Annotated in this window: 22 protein-coding genes and 1 other annotated feature; of the genes, 20 read left to right on the forward strand and 2 right to left on the reverse strand. The window is 33.6% G+C overall.

Annotated elements, in window-relative coordinates; genetic code table 11:
* Nucleotides 1–18 precede the first annotated feature (18 nt).
* A complete protein-coding gene (locus Q5Y73_RS25020) occupies nt 19–183 on the reverse strand; it encodes a YszA family small membrane protein (protein ID WP_503366719.1) in 165 nt (54 codons plus the stop codon).
* Between the two features lie 204 nt (nt 184–387).
* Nucleotides 388–630 (forward strand) — a binding site (T-box leader).
* Between the two features lie 85 nt (nt 631–715).
* Between Q5Y73_RS25020 and Q5Y73_RS01205 the strand changes: the two genes are divergently transcribed.
* The 9 genes from Q5Y73_RS01205 (at nt 716) to Q5Y73_RS01245 (ending at nt 14,582) form a co-directional block, all read left to right on the forward strand.
* Nucleotides 716–3,376 (forward strand): valine--tRNA ligase, encoded by a 2,661-nt coding sequence (locus tag Q5Y73_RS01205; RefSeq protein ID WP_305990024.1) that lies wholly within the window; start codon nt 716–718, stop codon nt 3,374–3,376.
* Between the two features lie 59 nt (nt 3,377–3,435).
* Nucleotides 3,436–4,779 (forward strand): bifunctional folylpolyglutamate synthase/dihydrofolate synthase, encoded by a 1,344-nt coding sequence (locus tag Q5Y73_RS01210; protein WP_305990025.1) that lies wholly within the window; start codon nt 3,436–3,438, stop codon nt 4,777–4,779.
* Between the two features lie 58 nt (nt 4,780–4,837).
* Nucleotides 4,838–6,175 carry a UDP-N-acetylmuramate--L-alanine ligase gene (murC, locus tag Q5Y73_RS01215; RefSeq protein ID WP_371320152.1) on the forward strand — a complete coding sequence of 446 codons (1,338 nt, stop codon included), beginning with the start codon at nt 4,838–4,840 and terminating at the stop codon, nt 6,173–6,175.
* A 584-nt stretch (nt 6,176–6,759) separates the two neighbouring features.
* A complete protein-coding gene (locus Q5Y73_RS01220) occupies nt 6,760–7,995 on the forward strand; it encodes a stalk domain-containing protein (protein WP_305990027.1) in 1,236 nt (411 codons plus the stop codon).
* Between the two features lie 39 nt (nt 7,996–8,034).
* On the forward strand, nt 8,035–9,270 hold the full coding sequence (locus tag Q5Y73_RS01225; RefSeq protein ID WP_305990028.1) for a stalk domain-containing protein: 1,236 nt from the start codon (nt 8,035–8,037) through the stop codon (nt 9,268–9,270).
* A gap of 35 nt (nt 9,271–9,305) precedes the next feature.
* The gene (locus Q5Y73_RS01230) at nt 9,306–10,514 is read left to right on the forward strand and encodes a stalk domain-containing protein (protein ID WP_305990029.1); all 1,209 of its coding nucleotides are present in this window, start codon (nt 9,306–9,308) and stop codon (nt 10,512–10,514) included.
* A 29-nt stretch (nt 10,515–10,543) separates the two neighbouring features.
* Entirely contained in the window at nt 10,544–12,004 is a 1,461-nt protein-coding gene (locus Q5Y73_RS01235) for a S41 family peptidase (protein WP_305990030.1), read from the forward strand.
* Nucleotides 12,005–12,190: 186 nt separating this feature from the next.
* Nucleotides 12,191–13,081 carry a methylisocitrate lyase gene (prpB, locus tag Q5Y73_RS01240; protein ID WP_371320153.1) on the forward strand — a complete coding sequence of 297 codons (891 nt, stop codon included), beginning with the start codon at nt 12,191–12,193 and terminating at the stop codon, nt 13,079–13,081.
* A 139-nt stretch (nt 13,082–13,220) separates the two neighbouring features.
* On the forward strand, nt 13,221–14,582 hold the full coding sequence (locus Q5Y73_RS01245; RefSeq protein WP_305990032.1) for a hypothetical protein: 1,362 nt from the start codon (nt 13,221–13,223) through the stop codon (nt 14,580–14,582).
* A 215-nt stretch (nt 14,583–14,797) separates the two neighbouring features.
* Here the strand turns inward: Q5Y73_RS01245 and Q5Y73_RS01250 are convergent, their stop codons facing one another.
* On the reverse strand, nt 14,798–16,201 hold the full coding sequence (locus tag Q5Y73_RS01250) for an N-acetylmuramoyl-L-alanine amidase (RefSeq protein WP_305990033.1): 1,404 nt from the start codon (nt 16,199–16,201) through the stop codon (nt 14,798–14,800).
* A gap of 203 nt (nt 16,202–16,404) precedes the next feature.
* Here Q5Y73_RS01250 and Q5Y73_RS01255 point away from each other — a divergent pair, with 203 nt between their 5' ends.
* The 11 genes from Q5Y73_RS01255 (at nt 16,405) to Q5Y73_RS01305 (ending at nt 25,157) form a co-directional block, all read left to right on the forward strand.
* On the forward strand, nt 16,405–16,647 hold the full coding sequence (locus Q5Y73_RS01255; RefSeq protein ID WP_305990034.1) for a DUF4321 domain-containing protein: 243 nt from the start codon (nt 16,405–16,407) through the stop codon (nt 16,645–16,647).
* A 19-nt stretch (nt 16,648–16,666) separates the two neighbouring features.
* Entirely contained in the window at nt 16,667–17,263 is a 597-nt protein-coding gene (locus Q5Y73_RS01260; RefSeq protein ID WP_305990837.1) for a Maf family protein, read from the forward strand.
* 125 nt (nt 17,264–17,388) lie between these two features.
* Nucleotides 17,389–18,072 (forward strand): RadC family protein, encoded by a 684-nt coding sequence (radC, locus tag Q5Y73_RS01265; protein WP_305990035.1) that lies wholly within the window; start codon nt 17,389–17,391, stop codon nt 18,070–18,072.
* 105 nt (nt 18,073–18,177) lie between these two features.
* Nucleotides 18,178–19,206: a rod shape-determining protein gene (locus tag Q5Y73_RS01270; protein WP_305990036.1), complete on the forward strand. Its 1,029-nt coding sequence runs from the start codon at nt 18,178–18,180 to the stop codon at nt 19,204–19,206.
* Between the two features lie 26 nt (nt 19,207–19,232).
* Nucleotides 19,233–20,093, forward strand: coding sequence for a rod shape-determining protein MreC (mreC, locus tag Q5Y73_RS01275; protein WP_305990037.1), 861 nt, complete (start codon nt 19,233–19,235; stop codon nt 20,091–20,093).
* Nucleotides 20,094–20,101: 8 nt separating this feature from the next.
* Complete coding sequence (mreD, locus tag Q5Y73_RS01280; RefSeq protein WP_305990038.1) at nt 20,102–20,617, forward strand: rod shape-determining protein MreD; 516 nt, start codon at nt 20,102–20,104, stop codon at nt 20,615–20,617.
* Nucleotides 20,618–20,699: 82 nt separating this feature from the next.
* The gene (minC, locus tag Q5Y73_RS01285) at nt 20,700–21,356 is read left to right on the forward strand and encodes a septum site-determining protein MinC (protein ID WP_305990039.1); all 657 of its coding nucleotides are present in this window, start codon (nt 20,700–20,702) and stop codon (nt 21,354–21,356) included.
* A gap of 15 nt (nt 21,357–21,371) precedes the next feature.
* Nucleotides 21,372–22,166: a septum site-determining protein MinD gene (gene minD / locus Q5Y73_RS01290; RefSeq protein WP_305990040.1), complete on the forward strand. Its 795-nt coding sequence runs from the start codon at nt 21,372–21,374 to the stop codon at nt 22,164–22,166.
* A 7-nt stretch (nt 22,167–22,173) separates the two neighbouring features.
* On the forward strand, nt 22,174–23,301 hold the full coding sequence (locus Q5Y73_RS01295; RefSeq protein ID WP_305990041.1) for an FtsW/RodA/SpoVE family cell cycle protein: 1,128 nt from the start codon (nt 22,174–22,176) through the stop codon (nt 23,299–23,301).
* Between the two features lie 133 nt (nt 23,302–23,434).
* Nucleotides 23,435–24,307 carry a M23 family metallopeptidase gene (locus tag Q5Y73_RS01300; RefSeq protein ID WP_305990042.1) on the forward strand — a complete coding sequence of 291 codons (873 nt, stop codon included), beginning with the start codon at nt 23,435–23,437 and terminating at the stop codon, nt 24,305–24,307.
* The gene (locus Q5Y73_RS01305) at nt 24,300–25,157 is read left to right on the forward strand and encodes a M50 family metallopeptidase (RefSeq protein WP_305990043.1); all 858 of its coding nucleotides are present in this window, start codon (nt 24,300–24,302) and stop codon (nt 25,155–25,157) included. The genes Q5Y73_RS01300 and Q5Y73_RS01305 overlap by 8 nt, the downstream gene beginning before the upstream one ends.
* Nucleotides 25,158–25,171 lie beyond the last annotated feature (14 nt).

Genomic DNA, 25,171 nt, shown 5'->3' on the forward strand with positions numbered 1-25,171 from the left:
TCACTTTTGTGGGCGTAGTTAAACTATATTTAAAAGAAGTGCTAAATAAACGAGGAATAAAATAAATAAAATAAAAACATCTAATGGATTTGGAATAATTAATGTTCGGAAAAATTGTAGGCAAATGAGAGGAAAAAGTACCCCTTTAATTGTGAATCTTAGCTTCCACCATGTTTGTCTCACAACATCACCTCACATTTCAATTATTTATGATTGAATAATTTGTGATCTCAATCTATATTTTTCACTTTGTACTGACTTATATAGGAAATAGGGTATATAAGATGTTTATGAGTAAGGTAAAGTTGGATATGATGATAATATAACAAAAAAGCTAGAAATTATTGACTGATTGATTGAACATAGGTATGATATGAGTAATATAAACAAAAAACGAAGATAGGGAGTAGTAAGTAGCCAACCCTTCAGAGAACGGAACCCTTGGCTGTGAGGTTTCGTAGGAATATAACTGCTGAAGTCGCCCTGGAGTTGCAAATAAAATGTTCAATTTTTTTATTGAACATTTACAAATTTAGCCGGTCACAGCCGTTATCTGTTTGAGTGTCGTTTCACGTTATTTTGAAACGAAACAAAGGTGGTACCACGGAAGCAGAACCTTTCGTCCTTTGAGGACGAGAGGTTTTTTTATTTGTATAAAACTGGACTGCAGAGGGGATTTTTTCTTTTTGCAGGGAATAATTAGGAGGAAAACAAAATGTCAGAGACAAAATCTAATATTGAAATGCCAACAACCTATAATCCGAAGGATGCAGAACAGAAATGGTATGATTATTGGTTGAAAAACAAATATTTTGAAGCAGGTAAACGAAAAGATGCAGAAACCTATACAATTGTGATCCCACCCCCTAATGTAACTGGGATCCTTCATATTGGTCATGCTTTGGATAATACGTTACAGGATATATTAATTCGTATGAAAAGAATGCAGGGTTTTGATACATTATGGCTGCCAGGTACAGATCATGCAGGTATATCAACACAAGCCAAAGTAGTTCAACAGCTTCGAGAAGAAGGTTTATCTACTCAAGATATTGGTCGTGAGAAGTTTTTAGAAAAATCTTGGGAATGGAAAGAGAAATACGCAGCCACCATTCGTGAACAGTGGAGTAAAATTGGTTTGTCTTTAGATTACTCTAGAGAAAGATTTACATTGGATGAAGGTCTTTCAAAAGCGGTGCGTGAAGTATTTGTAAGACTATACGAAAAAGGGCTCATTTACCGCGGGAAATATATTATAAACTGGGATCCTGCTGCAAAAACTGCACTTTCAGACATCGAAGTTGAATATAAGGAAGTACAAGGAAAACTGTATCATTTGAAATATCCGCTTGCAGATGGGAGCGGAACGATTACTGTTGCTACTACACGTCCAGAGACAATGTTAGGAGATACAGCGGTTGCTGTTCATCCTAAAGATGAAAGATATACTGATTTTATAGGTGAAAAGATTCTTTTACCTATTATAGGTAGAGAAATTCCGATTGTTGCAGATGAATATGTTGAGAAGGAGTTTGGAAGTGGTGCTGTAAAAATTACACCAGCTCATGATCCGAATGATTTTGAAATTGGCGGACGTCATGATTTGCCACAAGTTTTAGTAATGGATGAATCTGGAACGATGAATGAAAATGCTGGTAAATACCAAGGGATGGATCGATTTGAATGTAGAAAACAAATCATTAAGGATCTTGAAGAGCAAGGTGTACTTATTAAAATAGAAGAACACATTCATCAAGTAGGTCATAGTGAAAGAAGTGGAGCTGTTGTTGAACCATATTTATCTACTCAATGGTTTGTAAAAATGGAACCTCTTGCAGAACCATCTATAAAACAGCAAAAGGATAATGAAGGTGTTAATTTTATACCTGATCGCTTTGAAAAAATATATTTAGGTTGGATTGAAAATGTACGTGATTGGTGCATATCAAGGCAGCTTTGGTGGGGACATCGTATACCAGCTTGGTACTGTAAAAATTGTGATAAAATTATCGTGTCACGTGAAGATGCAAAAACATGTCCGAAGTGTAACAGCGAAAACTTAAAGCAGGATGAAGATGTGTTGGATACATGGTTTAGTTCGGCGCTATGGCCTTTTTCTACATTAGGGTGGCCAGAGGAAACAGAGGATTTAAAACGTTTCTATCCTACAGATGTGCTGATTACTGGATATGATATCATATACTTCTGGGTAGCTAGAATGATCTTTAGTGGTTTGGAATTTACGGATCAAAAACCATTTAAAGATGTATTAATGCATGGCTTAGTTAGAGATTCAGAAGGTAGAAAGATGTCTAAATCTTTAGGGAATGGTGTGAATCCATTTGAAGTAATTGAAAAGTATGGTACAGATGCTATGAGATTCATGCTTTCTACAGGCAGTACACCGGGTCAAGATCTTCGTTTTCATTGGGAGAAGGTAGAGCAAGCTCGTAATTTTGCCAATAAAATATGGAATGCATCACGTTTTGCACTGATGAATTTAGAAGGATTTACTTATGAGGATATTGATTTATCAGGGAATTTAGATACGGCTGATCAATGGATTCTACATCGTTTAAATGAAACCATTCAAGATGTTACTCGTCTTATGGAAAAATACGATTTCGGTGAAACAGGACGATTGTTGTACAATTTCATTTGGGATGATTTATGCGATTGGTATATCGAAATTGCAAAACTAAATTTGTATGGAGAGAATGAAGTTGCGAAAAAACAAACTCAATCCGTATTAAGTTACGTATTGGATCAAACGATGAGATTAATTCATCCATTTATGCCGTTTATAAGTGAAGAAATATGGCAGCACTTGCCACATCAAGGAGAAACCATTGTATTGGCAGAGTGGCCTCAATATGATGAAGCTAAAGTGAATCCTGAGTCAGTGGAGCAAATGAACTTGTTGATGGAAATCATTCGTGCAGTTAGAAATATTCGGGCTGAAGTAAACGTTCCAATGAGTAAAGAAATTGAATTATTAATTAAACCAAACGATGAGAAAATAATGTCCATTTTAGAAAATAACAAAACATATATCTCAAGATTTTGTAATCCATCCAAGCTGGATCTAAACATTGAACTGAGAACACCTGACAAAGCAATGTCAGCTGTTGTAACCGGCGCAGAATTGTATTTGCCGCTAGCAGGTCTGATTAATATAGATCTAGAAATCAAACGATTGGAGAAAGAAATTGAAACGTTGAATAAAGAAGTGGAACGTGTAGAGAAGAAGTTATCCAATCAAGGGTTTATTGCAAAAGCACCTGAAAAAGTGATTGAAGAAGAAAGAGCGAAACAAAAGGATTATACTGAAAAACGTGAAAAAGTATTAGAGCGTATAAAAGAACTACAAGGTTAAGTGTATAACCACTAAATAGAGGTTATGGTGAATTGTACTTAATGTGAAGGATGGTTAGGATGTTTAATAGTTATATTGAAGCTAGAGATTGGATTAACAGCATTATTCCATTTGGTATTAAGCCTGGTTTAGAAAGAATGAAAGTATTGATGGAAAGGCTAGATAATCCACATCGAAGATTAAAATTTATACATGTGGCAGGTACAAATGGTAAAGGTTCAACTTGTGCCTATCTAAGTCAAGTATTACAAGAATCAGGGTATGATGTGGGGATGTTTACATCCCCCTACATTCAAAAATTTACAGACCGCATACAAATGAATGGTAAGGATATTCCTGAGGAAGTGGTTTTATCACTTGTGAATGAATTAAAGCCTATTGTTGATGAAGTTTCTGAAAGTGAACTAGGTTCACCAACAATGTTTGAAATCACTACAACATTGGCAATACTGTATTTTTCAAGGGTTAGTTATCCTGATTATGTTATATTGGAAACAGGATTAGGAGGATTGTATGATTCTACCAATATAGTTATACCGATAACATCTGTAATTACAAATATAGGACACGATCATATGGATATACTTGGTGACACAATTTCGGAAATTTCTGTTCAAAAAGCAGGTATTATTAAAGCAGGAATTCCTGTAATCAGTGCTGTAGAGCAAGATGAAGCAATAGAGGTTATCAAACATACTTCAGCTGAAAAAAGAAGCACTTTGTATCTGTTGAATGAACAGTTTCAATATGAAATGGTAAGTATGAATGAAAAAGAACAATGTTTTCATTTTCAAGGACCTTTTCGCTCCATTGATTCAGTTGCTATTACAAACTTAGGAGAGCATCAATTCAAGAATGCAGCTGTTGCAATGATGGTTTTAGAAGTGCTAAGGCAATATCAGGCACTTATAGTTGAAGAGGATGATCTTAAGAGAGGATTTAAAAAGACGAAATGGCCTGGGAGGTTCGAGTTCGTTGGCTCCAAACCACGCGTATTATTAGATGGAGCTCATAATCCTGAGGGTGCTGAGTATTTAGCAAAAACAATTCAAGACCTCTACACAGGTACAAAAGTCCATTTAATGGTTGGAATGCTTGATTCAAAGAATCATCGGGGCTATTTAGAACATATACTACCAGTAGTTAAAACTTTAGTGATAACCGAGCCTGATTTTAGAAATAAATGCGATGCTCAAAAATTATATGAAATCACAAAAGAATGTTTAAAAAACAAAAAGTTTGATGTTGAAATTATAGTTGAACCAGAATGGAAAAAAGCACTCGAATATTTAATTAATAAAACTAATAAACATGATTTAGCAGCTGTTTCAGGAACTTTATATTTAATTTCTGATGTTCGCTCTAATTTACTACACTATTCAGACTCTGAAAAAGGTTGGTGAAAATACATTGAATAACTCTTCTGAACATGTTCATTTTATCGGGATTGGCGGTTATGGTATGAGCGCTATTGCGCGAGTTATGCTGGAAATGGGGTATCGTGTTACTGGATCGGATGTGGCCAGTAAAGATTTAACGGATAAATTAATAGCTAAAGGTGCGGAGGTATTTATAGGTCATAAAGCGAATAATGTCCAAGGTGCGGATATGGTTGTATATTCAACCGCATTGTCAAAGGACAACGTAGAAATGATGGAAGCAGAAAAATTAAAAATTCCAGTATTACACAGAGCACAGATGCTAGCAAAGTTAATGAATGAAAAGAAAGGGATCGCCATCGCAGGTGCACATGGAAAAACTACAACCTCGTCAATGATTGCTCTTGTTATGGAAAATAATCAACTTGACCCCACTTACATTATTGGAGGAGAAATTGTAAACGTCGATAGTAATGCAAAAGCGGGTACTGGTGAATTTGTTGTTGCAGAAGCTGATGAAAGTGATGGATCATTTTTACAATATCATCCGTCAATTGCAATTGTTACAAATATTGAAGCTGATCATTTAGAAAACTATGACGGGGATTTTAAGAAATTGAAACAAGCATATGCTCGATTTTTAAGCCAAGTGAAAGATGGTGGAAAATCGATTGTTTGTTTGGATGATCCATATTTAGAGGAAATGATACAAGAATTAAATGGGGATATCATCACTTTTGGAATTCATACAGATGCGGATTATAAAGCAACAAATATTCAATTGGGTGATCGTAAAATAAAGTTTGACGTTGAATACAAAGGGAATTTATTAACAAATGTAGAGCTTCCAGTTCCAGGAAAACATAATGTGTATAATGCTATGGCTACGTTTATTGTCTGTACCCTTGCTGGTCTATCACCTGAACAAATAGCGAATGAAATTAAGTTTTTCCGTGGAGCTAAACGTCGTTTTCAAGTTTTAGGAGAAGTCAATGATATTTTAGTCATAGATGATTATGCTCACCATCCTACAGAGATTCAAGCGACTATCTCTGCTGCTAAAGCTACAGATAAACGTATTGTTGCAGTATTTCAGCCACAAAGGTATACTCGAACCTACTTTTTATTTGAACAGTTTAGCAAGGCATTTCATGAAGCGGATGAAGTCATTATTACAGATATTTACTCACCTGCTGGAGAAAAGCAGATTGAAGGAATTAATTCTGAAAAATTAGTTGAGCTTATTGGAAAAAATAGCAATTCTAACGTTAAGCATATTGCTTCCAAAGAGGAAGTTACAGCCTATTTGAGTCAAAACGTCTCTAAAGATGACCTTGTCATTACTATGGGGGCAGGAGATATATGGAAAGTAGCGGAACAACTGGTGAAAAAATTAAATGGAATAAATGATTTATACTAAAATATTGCTTTCATAATACTAGTCCTATGGAGTAGTATTTTTTTTTGATTTTTTTATATTTCTAAAGAATACATTATTTACTTGTAGATTATTTTTTTGCCATTGTGTTATTTTATATATATTCTGTTTCTTTATACATATTTATACATAACCTAAGGGAGTTAATAAGTATATTATATTATCACGTTCTCATACTGTAAGACTCCCTCTTCTTCAGGGGGGGAGATAACAGCATACTTTCACCTGATAAGGTCATCTAACTTTCAGCGGGAGATATAAAAACTTCCACTGAAAGCAAGATTCTCTTGAATAAAATTCAATTATAAATAAGCTACTAATTCATAAGCGAGTTTTTGTTCCTCACATACGAACAATCACTTCATAGAATTCAGTAATAATGAAAACTTGGTTGGAATAAAGTCTTTATTAGGTAAAATTGCAGGATCATAATTTGGATTAAGAAAGTAGGTGATCAATCGAAAATTAATATGGCTTATTTGAATTTAATAGTGTATGGTATAGAATATCATACATAATTTACAGTAAGTGTAATTTTGCTAGTTTATTAGAAAGGAAGTTGGGTTTTGAAAAAAATTAGTTTTTTGTTATGTTTAGTTATGTTATCCACATTATTTTCAGCAGTTGCATTTGGAGCAGAGGAAACAAAAATAGAAGTATGGATTGACGAGGAAAAAGTAGAATTTGAAGAAGAGCCATTTAGTGATAATGGTACAACACTAGTTCCGTTTCGAGTATTATTCAGCGAGTTGGGATTAAATGTGAAATGGGACCAAGCAACAAAGACTGTAACAGGAATAAATGACACGATTACGGTTGAATTAACATTAGAAAGTAATGAAGCTATTATAAATGGAGAAACGATAGAATTGTTAGTAGCTCCACAATTGGTAAATAATCATACGTTCGTACCTTTGCGTTTTGTAGGAGAAGCTACAGGTGCAAGTGTACAATGGGATGGTGCAACGAAAACGATTTCTATTACTAGCCCTGAACCTGAAGTAAACGATGAAGAGTTGATCTTGGAGTTGTTTGATCGCTATGTTGCTGCTACAAATGATAGAGATTTAGATGGTTTTTTAGAAGTCTTTAATGAGCAGTATGAAATGCATAGAGATATAGACCTAGAAGAAATATCCTCTCATTTTTTTGAAGAGTATGATATTGAAACAACGATGGAAGAATTAGAGATTATTGAAATTGACAATGATGAAGCTATCGTTTTTGCGATTGAAGTTTATGAAAGAGTAAATGGTGATTTTTATATAGATAATAAGCAGGAAATCATCTATACATTACATAAAAACAAAGATGGACTATGGCAGATTTCAGAAGATGAAATTCTAGTATATGAAAAAATAAATTTAGATAAATTAAAAGAGATCAATGCTGAAATCTCAAGTAAAGATGAAAAGAAAATATTAGATACATTAGAAAAATACTTCCGTGCTTTAGAAGATGGTGATGCAGCGTTATTGGCGTCTACTTTTCATGAGGATTCTATAGTGTTAGAAGAAGATGGAGTATTTGAGGAGAGTATGGAGTTTTTATTTGAAATTGCAGAATTTGAAGATATTGATTTAGAACATGCTTCTGTAGTTTCCATATCTGATGAGGAATATGCTAAATTGTATGTAATTCGTGATATTGAGATAAGTTATTATGATTATGAAAATGACGATACAATATCCGAAAGTGTGGAAGGTTTACATGAAATCTTTCATTTTAAAAAATCAAAAAATGGAAATTGGAAATTAATGGAATTAGAATCACTATTTGATGAATCTAATATTTTAGAATAATACTAACATTTGAATTTACTAATACTGGAGGATTATATTTTGAAAAAGACACGTATTATATTCAGCATGATTATACTTTCTCTTATCTTTTCAGCGACTGCAATCGCAGAAGAAGATACAAAGATTCAAGTATGGATTGATGGAGAACAAATCCAATTTGAAGAAGCACCGTTTTCAGAAAATGGAACAACACTAGTCCCGTTTCGAGTATTATTTAGTGAGCTAGGGTTGAATGTGTTATGGGATCAAGAAACAAAAACAGTAACAGGTATTAATGATAATATTAAGGTTGAATTAACGCTAAATAGCAATGAAGCCATTGTAAATGGAGAAACCATCCAATTGTTGGTTGCACCTCAATTAGTGAATAACTCTACATTCGTACCGTTGCGTTTTGTGGGTGAATCCACTGGAGCTAACGTGCAGTGGGATGGAGCAACAAAAACGATTTCTATTATTAGCCCTCTACCTGAGGTCAATGATGAAGAGCTGATTTTGGAATTGTTTGATCGCTATCTTACCGCAACAAATGATAGAGATTTAGATGGTTTTTTAGAAGTTTTTAATGAGCAGTACGAAGTGCATAACGATATGGACCTTGAAGAAGTATATTCTTATGCTTTTGAAGAAAAGGATATAGAAACAACGATGGAAGAATTAGAGATTATCGAAATTGACAATAATGAAGCTATTGTTTTTGCGATTGAAGTGTATGAAAGAGTAGATGGTGGATTTTATATAGATAATAGACAGGAAATCATCTATACATTACATAAAAACAAAGATGGACTATGGCAGATTTCAGAAGATGAAATTCTAGTATATGAAAAAATAAATTTAGATAAATTAAAAGAGATCAATGCTGAAATCTCAAGTAAAGATGAAAAGGAAATCATGAAAGTTTTTGAATCTTTCACTCTTGCATATGAAAAAGGGGATGCTGAATTATTTGTATCAAATTATCATGAGGATTCAATCATTTTTGATGATTCAATTGATATTGAAGCATTTATGGAAATGATTTTTGAGAATGTGGAATACAGTTATGATATTGATCATACTTCCATTGTTCAAAAAAGTGATGAAAACAATATTAAATTTCTTGCTATTTACAATTTTGATATGACATTTTATGATGATTCAATAAATGAAACTGTAACCGAAGAAGTAGAAAATGTATATGAGTTATTCCATTTTAAAAAAGCAGATGATGGAAGTTGGAAAATTTATTTTGTTGAAACCATTCACGCTGAATCTGATTTGATTGAAGAATAATGTGAATGTTTAATAAACAGTGGGGGTATAGAAAATTGAAAAAAACTTTAATTTTATTATGTTTCATTATGTTATCTGGTCTATTTTCTTCAGTTGCATATGGTGAAGAAGAATCAAAGATCCAAGTGTGGATTGATGGAGAACAAATTCAATTTGATCAAGAGCCTTTTTCAGAAAATGGCACAACATTAGTTCCGTTTAGAGTATTATTTAGTGAGCTAGGGTTGAATGTATTATGGGATCAAGAAACAAAAACAGTAACTGGTATAAATGACAATATTAAGGTTGAATTAACGCTAGATAGTAATGAAGCTATTGTAAATGGAGAAACCATCCAATTGTTGGTTGCCCCTCAATTAGTGAATAACTCTACATTTGTACCTTTGCGTTTTGTAGGAGAATCTACTGGAGCTAGTGTAAGATGGGATGGAACAACAAAAACGATCTTTATCACTAGTCCTGAGCCTAAGGTAAATGATGAAGAGTTGATTTTGGAGTTTTTTGATCAATATGAGGAATTTTATGATGATGAGGATATGGAAATTTTAAGTCTGTTTGAAGAACAGTATATAGAAGAGTGGTATATTGATGAAGAAATTGAAATGAATTTTGAGATCTTTAATGATGATTTTGAAATAATAGATTTTGAAATTTTAAACATTGATGATAACGAAGCGATTGTATTTACTGCAGAAACGTTTGAAAGAAAAGATGGATCATTTTATTTAGATCAAATGTATGAACAAGTTTATACATTAATGAAGCATAAAGATGACAAATGGCTGATAAATGATATAGAAATTACCTCATTTGAATACTTCAATTTGGAAGAGTTGAAAGATTCAGATGTAGAGATATCAAACAAAGACGAAGACCAAATATTAGCAACATTTGATAAATATTTAGATGCTTTTAAAGAGGAGAGTTTCTCCAAACTAAAGACTACTTTTCATGAAGATTACCTAGAAATGTTAGATGCTGAATTTATTGAATCCTATTACAAAGAGCTTTTATTTGCTTACTATGATTATACTTATACTAAGGTTGAAGAGGCAAAAGCAGTGTATGTATATGAAGATGAGATTACTTTTTATATTGAATACACCACAAAATCAACTTATGAGGAAACTGGAGAAGTTGAGATAGAAAGCTACGAGGAAGTAGTTACATTTAAAAAATCCAAAAGTGGAAAGTGGAAAATAGTAAGCTTTGAAACCGTAGATTATAATATTGAATATGAATAATAATTAAATAATATTAAGAGGTGCTAATTTTGAACATTAAAAACAACAAACTAACAGTATTAAAATTTGGCTTTATATTTGCAATCGCATTTTCTATGATTTTATCACCATTGAATGTTTTAGCAGAAGAAGATGAAACTGAATACGAATATGAACTATATCCATCGGATGCGTTATATGAGGCAGTGGATTATATTGAATACTTTCATTTGGATACACCATCACAAGAAGAATTAATAGATCAAGCCATTGAAGGAATGGTTGAGAATTTAAGTGATCCTTACTCTACTTATTTTTCACCAAGTGAGTTGGAAGAATTAGATTTATTTAATTATGAGTATGTTGGATTAGGCTTTGAAACTGTAGTTAAAGGTCAAGCTCTCATTATTGATAGAATTTATCCAGATTCTCCAGCATTCAATAATGATTTAGTAATAGGAGATATCATCAGCGAAGTTGATGGTACATCAGTAGAAGGACTAACTCAGGAAGAAATGAAGGAATTATTTGAAGGCGAAGAAGGCAGCGCTATTGAGTTAACCATTGTGAGAGATGGTAAAACAATAAAAGTAGATTTAACAAGAGAACTTGTTTCTTATCCATTAGTTATTAGTGAAGTGGTTGCCGATGGTGTTGGATATATGAGGCTCTTCGAATTTGCTGAAGGGGCAGACGTTCCATTTGGTGAACAGTTAGATGAATTAGAAGAGACAGGGTTAGAAACTTTAATTTTGGACTTAAGAGACAACCCAGGTGGTTTAATATATACACTAGAAAATATTGCTAGTCAATTTATGGATAAAAAGATATTAATGTTTACAAAAGACAATGTAAAAGATATGGATCCAATTGTTATTTTAGATGGTGAAAAGGTTGATTATGAAATCATTATTTTAGTAAATGAAAATACGGCTAGTGCTTCTGAGGCGCTTTCTGTGGCATTGCAAGAACATGATTTAGCAACTGTTGTAGGACAGCAATCTTATGGTAAAGGCCACATTCAAACTTGGGTTCCTTTATCTAATGGTGGAGTTCTATCTGTTACATCCTATGAGTATTTCAGTCCAGAAAAAAATACTGTGGATGGTGTAGGTGTGATTCCTAGTGTCGAAGTAAAAGAACAAATACCACAGCTAATTACTGCTCTACAAATGTCAGGAGTAGAGAATATAGAAATCATTAAAAATGATTTCTCCGTATTAGTGAATGATATTGCCTTTTATGATGATTTTGAATTTGTTCAAAAAGAAAATGAAGTATTTGTTCCATCTAGAATCTTAGCTGCTTTGGTCAATGGAGAAATTAGTTGGAATCAAACAGAAAGAGCAATTGAAATTAAAACGGATGAACAAGAATTGTTACTTCCATCTACGGCGGAATATGTTATTTTACAAGACGGAATTACGTACGTAAATGTTGATTATTTTAAAGAGTTTTTTGCACAAATGGATTGGAATTTAGTAGATGGTGAACTTACTATTTCAAATTAAATCATATTTAGAAAAGAACCTTTCCAGGACAACTAGATTTGAACTGGAAAGGTTTTTTGATTTTTCAGATAAATGATTTACCGATTTCGTTCTTGAACTCATTTATTATTCCAGTTAGTATGGAAGAAAAGAGATAAGAATTGATTCTTAAGGAGGATATATATGAGTTGGTTAATTGAACAAGAAATGAGTCAAACAGAATTATCAAAGAAAATGAAAGCGTTTATAAATGAACAAGAAATATTGAAACTACCAGGTACACATGATGCAATGGCAGCGCTTATAGCAAAAAAAATTGGTTTTAAAGCTTTATATTTATCAGGTGCTGCATATACTGCAAGTCGGGGTTTGCCTGATATAGGCATTGTAACATCAACAGAGGTTGCAGAGCGGGCACGTGAATTAGTTAGAACTACAAACCTACCAATATTAGTTGATATTGATACAGGTTTCGGAGAAGTAATCAATGTAGCACGTACAGCTAAAGAAATGGTTGAGGCCAAGGTGGCAGCAGTTCAAATTGAAGATCAGGTTTTACCTAAGAAATGTGGACATTTAAACGGGAAAAAATTAGTATCACCAGACGAAATGGTACAAAAAATTAAAATGATTAAAACAGCGGCTCCTACTTTGCTAGTAGTTGCTCGAACAGATGCGAAGTCAGTTGAAGGTTTAGATAGTGCTCTTAAACGTGCCAATGCTTATGTAGAAGCGGGTGCTGATGCCATATTTCCGGAAGCTCTGAGCTCAGAAGAGGAATTTATAAAAGCATCAAAATGGATCAAAGCACCGTTGCTGGCAAATATGACAGAGTTTGGAAAAACCCCATACTATTCAGCGAATCAATTTTCTGAAATGGGTTACAACATGGTCATTTATCCAGTCACTTCATTAAGAGTAGCTGCAAAAGCTTATGAAAAAGTATTTACAGAAATATTTGATACTGGGACCCAAGAAGCATCTCTTGATGAAATGCAGACGAGAAAAGAGCTATACAAAACAATTGGTTATTATGAATATGAACAACTGGATCAGAACATAGCAAAAACTAAACTTCCTAACATTGGAGAGAAATAATATATAAAGAATTACATTCTCTATATTTCGAACTATACATTTTATTCAAAACACAGCTTTACTATTAAATATTATTCATAATCTATCAGCATCTATCATATTCTGTTCATATATAAGATTGGGACAAGGAGGGAATGTGATGGATAAAGCAAGATTAACCTATCGATTTGATAAAAAGGATCATAAATTAAATAAAAAAAGTGATGAAGACAAAAAGGAAATTATATCTTTACACGAAGATGAATTTACAGTTGTAGAGGAGCCAGACAAAACGGTTAAAAAAGAGCCTCTCTCTGAACCTATCTTAGATTCTCAACCATTAAATCAGTTCACGACAGATTATGGGGCATGGAGCAGTCCATTTGATGCAGAAACTGCTAAATTAGAACAGCTTATACGAGAAACAGATTCTTATCAAAATACTGGTTATAACAAAAGGAATCGGAGCCAAGATGATAATCAGAGGGATTCGTATCATGATTCTCAAACGGAATACTCAAGTTTGAATCAACAAGATTTATATCAACAACCTTATGATAAAAACTCATTTGATCAAAATGCATATGATCAAAACGCATTTGATCAAAATTCTTATCAGCAGAGTTCTTATGGTAATAGAAATCCTTATGGTTATGTAAAAAAACCACGGCGCCCATGGTTTAAAATCATCTCTTCTTTCACTGGTGCTGTAATTGTAGGAATTGCTTTTGGTTTCTTTGTATTATCATTTTTTTCAGATAGTCAAGAAACGGCAAGTACCAAAGATGATAATCAAACTGAAATACAATCAAATTTAACAGAATCTGATGAAGTGTTGAATGAGAGTGACCAGACGACAACACCACAGCCTGTTTTAAATTTAGATGGAACATTACAATTAAATTTACCTAAACAAACTTATTTTATGTTGCAAAACGGTATGTTTGAAAATAAGGAAGGAGCACAAGAAGCAATAAGATTGTTGGATACTAACGGATATGCTGCTGTAAGTGAATTAAACGAAAACTTTTTTGTATTTGCAGGAATGACTACAAATCGCGATGATGCACTTCTATTGAGCTATAAACTGCAGCAAGACAATTTGGAGGTTTATGTAAAATCCTATGAAATTCCTTCTATTCAACAAATTAAATGGAATGGGAATGAGGCTGAAGCTGTTCAATCATATTTTTCTCAAGGGTCTGAGCTTGTTGAGATCATTAGTAATTTGACATTAACACATTTAAAGGATCAGACATTCACAACCTTTGAAAATAATTCTTTGGAAACGATTAAAAACATGCATCAAACTTGGATAGGAATCACTCCTGAAATAAATGCAGGTTTTCCTGAAGAAGTAAAATCAAACTTCGAAAAGATGAATAGTGCTCTAACCACTGCTATGATATCTTTAGAAGAATATCAAAAAAATCCATCTTCCTCATTGTTATGGCAGACTCAAACTGCTCTGATGCAATATACGATATATACAAAGGATTTACTTCAAAAGATTTCAGTATAAAAGCTTGATAAAGAACTCCTATCGGAGTATCTCGAAGATGTCGTAGAATCGTAAAGAGGCTGGGACATAAGTTGAAATCTAGCTGATTTTTGTACAATAAGCATAATTAAAACCGCATGAAATCAAGGTTTATAAATTTGATTTCATGCGGTTTATTCATTTTTGCTGGGTTTTGTCCCAGCCTCTATTTAATTATTTGAATTTTATATAATCTGTTATTTTTGAGTTAAAAATCTGTCCACCATAACGGCTAATTCGGCACGGGTCATATTACGCTCAGGTTCAAATGTGCTTTCTGTTATACCATTTAAAAGAGAGAACTCCTTTAACAGATATACAGCTTCAGTGTACCATTTTTCAAGAGGAATATCCTCATATTGAAACTCCTCATCTAGCAAAATAGGTTCACCTTTATTCCAGATCCGTTCAAAAACAACTGCAACCTCGGCTCTTGAAATAGGTTCATTAGGTCGAATCGTTTCATCGGGATAACCGAGAATATATCCTTTATTTACGGCTTCTGTTACAACTGCATATGCCCAATGGTCGGGAGATAGATCCTTAAAATTCGTAATCTCTGTATTTGTTTCTTTAGTAGTGCTGAAATCGTCTGTAACATTTGCTGTTTCATTTTCATTAGATGATGTTTCATTTTGCAAATCATTACTGCTGTTCTCTTGCTCTGAAGGGTCATTTTCTTGAGATGTTTCGTTTTCTGTTATAGAGGTTTTCTGTTCATCTTCATCTCTCAAGTCTTCAAGTGGCTCATTCTGTTCATTTTCATCTTCTGAGATGTTCTCGTCTTGATCACTAGTAAAATAAAAAATACGATCCATCATGGCTAAGAATTCTGCTCTTGTTAAACCTCTATTAGGTTCGTAACTGTTGTTATAACCACCGATTAAACCAGCATCTTCAAGTCGAACAATGGAATCCATCGCCCAGTGATTTAAAACATCCCAAAAAGTGATAGGTTCAAATGATTCGATGCCATTAGCGATTCCTAGTGCCATTTTTTGCCTCTCATTATCATCAAACAATCTAGCAGCATCTTCTTGATTGCTTAAAAATGCAGTTTCTACTAAAATGCTGGGGATAGTTCCCATTCGAGCGACATAAACGGCTTTGGACATTAAACCAAGATCTTTTGTTTCTGCTTCGGTTACCAGTCCGTCTAGTACTGATAGTGCTAACGATCTGCTATAAGGTGATAGAGTAGACATGGCTTTGCTTGCAGGGTATTTTTTATCTGGGTATCTATCATTATAATAAATAACCAAGCTACCTTGAATAGATGGATCATGATGGGCATTTGCATGTATAGATACAAATAAATCTGCATTTTGCTGATTTGTAAATTTCACTCTATCTTGCAAGCTGATATATGTATCACTGTCCCTCGTTAAAATCACTTCATGTCCGCGTTCCTCTAAAATATTTCTCAGTTTAAACGAAATATCTAGATTCACATCCTTTTCATTCAGTTCATTCACACCTATTGCACCTGGATCACTACCGCCATGACCTGCATCAATTACCACTTTTAAAGCTTGAGCATAATTTGGAAAAACAACAAAAAGAATCATCAAGAAAACGACGAAGTGTTTCCATTTTTCCATTAAGCTAAATCTCCTCCCTATATTATATTTTAATAGGAAAAGAGTGGAATGTAATCAGGTAATATAAGGTATTTAAAGTTTTTTTTCATAGATTGTGTAAATTCGACTAAACTCGTATAATAGAGTATAGAGAATGATATAAAATCATAGCGAATGATGAGATAAAAAGTAGAAAGTAGTTATTTTTTGGAGGTAGGGTTGTGATGAAAAAAAATAGTTTTGTGTTAATTATTTTTTTGTTAATAGGATTGTTGACTGGCTCGATCATATCTCAGCTACTAGAGCCTGTACCTGCATTGTTTTTTTTGACTAAATCCTCACATATCACATGGCAACCTTCAGCTGACTTAGGTTTTTTATCATATGATTTTGATTTCCAGGTTAAACTAAATATTGCAAACATTTTAGGACTTGTTTTCGCTTTTTGGCTGTATCGTAAATTATGATATTTGAAAGGAACAATACATTTTGAATAAAACAAATCTAATTTTAGCCTCTTCCTCACCTCGAAGACAAGAATTAATTCGTTCTCTTAACTTACCTTATACAATTTGTGTTAGTGATGTTGATGAAACACTGACAGAAATTGTAACACCTGCTGAAATGGTAAAGGTTCTTTCTGCAAAAAAAGCTGTGGCTGTATACGATAAAATTCGATCTGAACAAAAAGATGGAATTGTAATTGGAGCAGATACAATTGTTGTGAAAGATGGAAAAATTCTAGGGAAACCTAAGGATAAGAACGATGCAATTTCTAAGTTGCAGCATCTTCAAGGAGCTGCACATGAGGTATTCAGTGGTATTGCATGTATAGATTTAACTACAGGAAAAAAGATTGTCAAATCTCAAACAACAATCGTACATATGAAATCTCTTCAGACTGATCAAATAGAACGTTATGTAAACACGGGTGAACCTATGGATAAAGCGGGTGCCTATGCTATCCAAGGTCTAGGTGCAACTATGGTCGACTCGATTGAAGGCTCCTATACTAATGTGGTTGGATTATCATTATCGTTGTTGAGTGACATGCTGTTAGAGTTTGGTATAGAAGTGATTTGATTATGCACGAATTTTAGGTTCTGTAATAGGACATGCGAATTAGGTAGCAAAGTATATCTTGTATGCATTCCTTTAGACATTGTGTATCCATATTTTATAGAAATGTCAAAGGAGGAGTATGTGAGATGATACATCAATTTCTTAGAGATGTACCTGAAAATGAGCGACCTCGTGAACGTATGTTACAATATGGTGCACAAGTATTGAGTAACGCTGAGATAATAGCCATATTGTTAAGGACCGGTTCTATTGAAGAATCAGCAGTTTCATTAGCCCAAAAAATACTGAAGGAATTTGGGGGCTTGCGTCATTTAGTAGATGCAAGTACGGAGCAATTAATTGAAATTAAAGGGATAGGACCAGCAAAAGCATTGCAAATTCAAGCGGGAATAGAGCTTGGTAGAAGATTATCAAAAAGCTCATTGGAACAAACAATTACTGTTCGCTCCCCAGAAGATGCCGCAAATTACATGATGGAAGATTTACGTTATTTACAAAAAGAACATTTCATATGTTTATTTTTAAACACAAAAAATCAAATCATTGCACAAGAAACGTTGTCGATGGGAAGTCTAAATGCGTCTATTGTTCATCCTAGAGAGGTTTTTCGTGCAGCGATTAAAAGAAGCAGTGCTTCAATTATTTGTATTCATAATCATCCAAGCGGTGACCCGACCCCTAGTCCAGAGGATATTGAAATTACGAATCGTTTATCAGAAGCTGGGCTAGTCATAGGTATTGAAATTCTTGATCATATCATTATTGGTGATCAAAAATATATTAGTTTGAAAGAAAGAGGTCTTATGTAATACAATGATATAAGTTTCAAATAAATTCATTTTCGTTTTTATTAAACAAAATTAGAAAATTTAAGATAATTCATAGCGTGATTGGAACGAGGAAGGGGATTTGGCATGTTTGGCAGCTTTGTTAAAGACTTAGGAATTGATTTGGGTACAGCGAATACTCTTGTTTTTGTAAAGGGGAAAGGAATAATTGTTAGGGAGCCTTCAGTAGTGGCCGTAGATACGGAAACTAAACAAGTGCTTAAAGTAGGAGATGAAGCAAAAAGAATGCTTGGTAGAACTCCAGGCAGTATTAGAGCAGAACGTCCTATGAAAGATGGTGTCATTGCAGATTTTGATACTACAGCTGCGATGATTAAAGAATTTATGAAAAAAGCTCAGAAACAACGTTATTTATTCCCAAAACACCCTAATGTCATGATATGTGTACCATCTGGCGTAACTGCTGTTGAAAAAAGGGCTGTAGAAGACGCAGCACGTCAAGCAGGCGCAAAGGATGCATATACGATTGAAGAGCCATTTGCAGCTGCTATAGGAGCAGGATTACCAGTGATGGAGCCAACTGGGAGTATGGTAGTAGATATTGGTGGTGGAACAACGGAGGTTGCGGTTATCTCCTTAGGGGGTATTGTAACTGATCGTTCAGTTCGAGTAGCTGGAGATGAAATGGATAATTCCATTACACAATATATTAAGAGAAAGTATAATTTAACGATAGGTGAAAGAACAGCTGAGCAAATTAAGATGGAAATCGCTACAGCTACGGATGAAGAAAATTCTGAATCTATGGAAATTCGTGGTCGTGATTTAATCACTGGGTTACCTAAAACCATTACAGTTACATCAAATGAAGTAACAAAAGCTTTAAAGGATACAATTGAAAAAATTGTTGAAGCAGTAAAAGGAACTTTGGAAAAATGTCCGCCTGAGCTAGCAGCTGATATTATGGATCGAGGTATCATATTAACTGGCGGTGGAGGTTTATTAAGAAACCTAGATAAGAAATTGACCCAAGAAACAGGAATGCCCGTTATTGTTGCTGATAATCCACTTGATTGTGTAGCCATTGGTACAGGTAAAGCATTAGAGGATATTCATATCTATAAAGATAAGAAAAAAGGACGTAATAGAAGATAATTGTTGAATGAATAGAAGGTGTTCGTTTGTTTAAGCTTTTTGGGAATAAAAAACTTATCTTATTATTGCTGGGTCTTATTTTTTTCACAGCGCTTATGGGGATTAGTTCAATTGAAAAGAGGGATAACTTCATCTGGCCTGAGAAATTTTTGAAAGACTCTGTATCATGGATGCAAGGATTGATTTATAGGCCCGCTGGATATATAGCGGGTTTTTTTGAGAATATAGTTGATTTAAAAGTCATTCATGAAGAAAACAAAGCTTTAAAATTAACTCTATCTCAATATGCAAGGGATAGAGCGAAGTTGAATAGACTGGAAGAAGAAAATGAGAGATTGATGGAAGAACTTCAATTTACAGAGGAACAAAAAAAAATAAACGACTATAAGTTTCACATCGCACATGTTGTTTCTATAAATCCAGATGCATTTAACGATACAATTACGATTAATTTAGGATCTGAGCATGGGATGGAATTAAATATGCTTGTAACAACAACCGATGGCTTAATAGGAAGAATTAGTGAAGTAACACCTTTAAACGCAACGGTTCAGTTGTTGACAGATTTTAATGACCAGTTTAATAATAGTATAGGAATATCAGCAACGGTGTTAGGCAGTGAAGAGTCTTTTGGCATAATTCAAAGTTATGATGAGAAGGAAAATGTACTGATTATGAGTCAGATCAATCAGAATGATATCTTAAAAGAAGGTGATGTCATTATTACTTCAGGTTTAGGTAAATTGTTTCCTGAGGGAATAGAAGTCGGTACAGTACTTTCAAGAGAGGTTGGAGATTTTGGTCTCACACATATAGCAAAAATTAAACCAGCAGCTAAATTTGAGAACTTAATGGAAGTTTTCGTTGTTGAAAAGCCTGGAATGTGAGGTGTGATATGCTTCGCACTTGGATTTGTATTATTCTTTTTATATTATTTTTAATTGAAGGTGCTTTGACTCCTTGGTTACCGTTAAAATGGAATGAAGGGTTACACATAACTCCACATTTTACTTTTATCATTATTTTATATACTTGCTTTTACGTGCAAAGATCATTTGCAATTATAATCGCTTTTTTAATAGGATTTTTTTACGACATCATTTACTCTAACCAACTATTTGGCTTGTACGCGTTTTGTTTAGGGTTTATTGTATACTTTATTTCCTATATGATTAAGCGCTCTTATCTTGGTTTTTTTACTTTTACGTTAGTTGCAACTTTATCGTTATTTTTACTGGATAGTATGATTTATGGCATTTATTATTTATTTAAACTCACTGAACAATCTTACATCTGGGTAATTGCACACCAAGTTTTACCTAGTTTATTTGTCAATGTATTATTTTCAATGATGCTTTATTTGCCTTTTCGTTCTTTAGTAGTTCACATCTCCTTTAAACAAAAAGGCTGATATTCATTCATCATATTGGATAAATAGAAGGAAATTATTTTACTTATATCGAACTTTATATATTTAAGGAGGAAGGGATTGTATGACTGCAACGAAGGAACACGTGACTATAAAAGGGAATAAAGATGGTCTTGTTTTTCTATTTAATGATCATTGTGAATTTCCTGATTTACTCAGTGAGTTGCAGTATAAACTTGAGAAATCACATCAACAAATACTATCTGGTCCAACGATCGATGTTCACATTAAGTTAGGTGAACGTGAATTAGATGTTCAACAAGAAGAAGAAATAAAAAAACTAGTAGGTCATCATGGAAATTTGTTGATTCAATCGATTGAATCTACTCCAAAGGAACAAATTGAAAAAAATATCCATCAAGATCTAAAAATAATGAATGGGATTGTTAGATCAGGACAATCCATTCATGAAGATGCCCCAATTTTATTTATGGGAGATGTTAATCCAGGTGGAATGATTTCTTCGAATGGAGACATTTATGTAATGGGGGCACTTAGAGGACTTGCACATGCTGGGAAAAATGGTAATAAAGATGCGATTATAGCAGCTTCATATATGAGACCCACTCAATTAAGAATTGCAAACATCGTTAGTAGGTCACCTGATGAGTCTGCTAATGAAGGTGCATATATGGAATTTGCTTATCTAGATGAAGATCATATGCAGGTAGGGAAAATAAGTGAGCTACATAAAGTTCGTCCTGTTGCGTTACAATTCTAATGGAGGTGATTATTCATGGGAGAAGCAATCGTAGTAACATCTGGTAAAGGTGGTGTCGGTAAAACTACATCATCTGCTAATATAGGAACTGCTTTGGCGATTTTAGGGAAAAAGGTGTGCTTGGTTGATACAGACATTGGATTAAGAAATTTAGACGTTGTGATGGGATTGGAAAACAGAATAATTTACGATTTGGTGGATGTGATTGAAGAAAATTGCAGACTAGCTCAAGCCTTAGTTAAGGATAAAAGATTTGAAGAATTATACTTTCTTCCAGCAGCTCAAACGAAAGATAAAGATGCTGTGCAGCCAGAAGACATAAAAAAAATTATAGAATCTCTAAAACCAGATTTCGATTACATCATTATAGATTGCCCAGCAGGTATTGAGGGTGGATTCAGAAATGCTGTTGCTGGAGCAGATAGAGCAATCGTAGTATCTACACCAGAAATCTCTTCTGTTAGAGATGCTGATCGTGTGATTGGATTACTAGAAGGTGCGAATATCAAAAACCCTAAGCTGATCATAAATCGTGTGCGCCCCAATATGATGAAGTCTGGAGACATGATGGATATTGATGAAGTTTGTGCAATACTAGCCATTGATCTGCTCGGCGTTGTACCTGATGATCAGCAAGTGATAAAATCAGGAAATATAGGAGAGCCTACGGTTATGAATCCTACTTCTAATGCAGCTGTAGCATATCGAAATATTGCTCGCAGAATTTTAGGAGATTCAGTACCACTTATGAATTTGGATGGAAAAAAGGGAGTTTTTAATAAATTAAAAAAGATCATGGGGATAGGATGATCATAGCGTGTTAGAAAAGCTGAAAAAATTAGATTGGGCTGTTATTTTTATATTGTTTTGTCTTATGGTGATAGGTACTTTGTTGATTAACAGTTCTAACAAGCCAGCAGCGAACTATGACACAAGACATATCATATTTTTCTGTCTCGGATTTGCTGTTATGATTTTCTTTTCCTTGTTTGATTACCGAGTACTAATTAAAGGGGCCTATTATTTATATGGTTTTGGAATTCTTTTACTAATTGGACTGATCTTTTTTGGAATTAAATTAAATGGTGCAAAAAGCTGGTATGATTTACAATTTATTCTCTTTCAGCCAGCAGAATTAGTTAAAATTATTTTGATTATTATGATTGCATATTTATTAAAAAAGCGGGATGGAGAAGTGCTGACCCTTGTCGATGATTTAATTCCTATTGGATTAGCGGTCCTAGTTCCTTTTATTATTGTAATTTTGCAGCCTGATTTAGGTAATGCCATTATATATATTGTTATATTTATAGGAATGCTTTGGATTGGAAATCTGAAATATACCTATGTATTGATTAGTATTTTGTTGATTTCAATTATCGCGTTTGCTTCTTTTTATTTATACCAAACTTTCCATGAGGAAATTGTTGTTTTTTTAGATGAGAATGAGAAGGGTCATTGGAGTAAAAGAATTGACGCAATTTTGTTTCCAGAAGCTGGTGGAGATAGATATCATCAAGATCAAGCTATCATGGCGATTGGATCTGGTGGTTTATTAGGTGAAGGATATAATCAAGGTATCGTAACTGTGCCTTATGATTATTCAGACTCTATTTTTGCGATTGTAGGAGAGGAATTTGGTTTTATAGGATCCTCTTTGTTACTATTATTGTACTTTTTATTAATATATCGACTAATTCTTATAGCTATTCAAACTACTGATCGTGCTGGAGCTTATATTATTGTTGGGATTACCTCTATGTTTATTTTTCAAGTTTTTGAGAATGTAGGGATGTTGATCGGTATTATGCCTTTAACTGGAATCACCCTGCCGTTTATTAGCTATGGAGGCACGTCCTTATTAATTAATATGATGAGTATAGGGATTGTCATGAGTATTAAGGTACATCAAGAAAGTCCTTGGATGTACGATGATGAATATTAATTAAATAAAGAGCATTTGAGAGTCAGGAGGAAAGTTTAACTTTTCATCTGGCTCTTTTTAGTTCTATCTATGAGACAAGCAACATAAATATTAATCATAAAAGATATGGACTAGCCTATTTGGGGTGATCAATTTGAAAATCAAGAATAATGTAAAACAAAGAAGAAATCAACGTTTACATGAATTGATGCAAAAACAGAAGCAGAATCTAAACCAGAATCAGAAGCAAAATCAAATTCAGAATCAACCCTTTGACAGGAATGAGATTGACACTAAAAACAAATACATTCAGGAATATGATCCTCGTAGATTAGAGGACCCTGAATTTGTCTGGAAACATAGACAAGATCCATGGATGCATTTGAAGCAAGAAGAGAGTAAAACAAGTTATTTGCAAAAATATATCATGACAACTGTTTCAATAAGCTTCGTTTTATTTATGATGGTATGGCTTTTGTTTCAATTGAATACACCATGGGCAGAAAAAGGGAAGTTATTAATCACACATGCTATGAATGAAACTACAATAGATAACAATGTAGTAGTATCCGCATACAATCGATTATTTGATGGTTTTCCATCCTTTATCCCAACCTTTAGCAATGATAATGGATTGAATACAGCTGAAAAAGTGAATAGTCCCATTAAAAATATTCATTTTCCAGCGGATGGAGAAATTATTTCAACGTTTGATACTACTAAGTCGGGCGTCACAATTAAAACAAAGAAAGATGAGCCTATTATCGCTTTAGATACAGGAAGGGTTGTTTCTGTAGAAAATACAGAATTCACTGGTTTAACAGTGGTTATTCAACATGAAAATAAACTGCAATCTATTTACGGCTATGTTACTTCTACATCAATACAGGAGAATGATTGGGTAGAGGGAGGAGACCAGATTGGCATTGTTTCAGAACTGAAAAATGATGATGCTGGAATCCTTTATTTTGCTTTGAGGAAGGATGAACAATATATTGATCCAGCGGAAGTGATTCAATTTGATTAATATTTATGGAACCAGATATCACTTTCATCCATTTTTCATATTTATTATATTCACTTCAATTTTGGCAGGGAATGTTGGAGAGTTATTAACTCTATTCTCTATTGTTTTTATTCATGAAATGGGACACGTTGTGGCAGCAAAATTCTTTGGTTGGGATGTGAAGTCAGTTCAACTACTCCCTTTCGGAGGGGTAGCAGAAGTTGAAACTCATCGGAATACCTCTGCAAAGGAGGAAATTATAGTAGCCATCGCAGGTCCATTTCAAAATTTTTGGATGATTGGTATTGTGTTTTTTTTACAAAAGATTGAAATTGTTGATCCCATTTGGTCATCATATTTTATTGAAGCAAATTTAATGATTGCTTTGTTTAATTTATTACCGATTTTACCCTTAGATGGAGGTAAAATCGTGCAGGCAATGCTCAGCTTCAAACTCAGTTTTCATAGATCATTAAAGTACTGTGGATGGCACAGTTTTATAATGAGTTTATTGCTTATTGGTTATGCTTGTATGCATATGATTAGTTCAGGCGTTCATTTAAATTTAATGATGATAGGCATATTTTTATTATATACAAATTGGTATTACTTGCGAAATTCACCCTTTTATTTTATAAAGTTCTTAATGAGACGTGAATTCACCTTTTCATTAAGAAAAACGAAACCCTCAATAAAACCAATTACTGCCCAACCTTCCTCTTCACTTTCTGAAATCGTAAAAAGCTTTAAAAGAGATCAATTGCATGTTATTTATGTTATAAATGATTTTGGAAAAATCCAAGCGATGATACCAGAAGAACAAATTATAAAGACTTATCTGAGTAATCCTAACTCTAAGAATCGAAAATAATCCTATTCTTATGT

It is taken from the genome of Chengkuizengella axinellae (genome assembly GCF_030730905.1).
Lineage (GTDB): Bacteria > Bacillota > Bacilli > Paenibacillales > KCTC-33759 > Chengkuizengella > Chengkuizengella axinellae.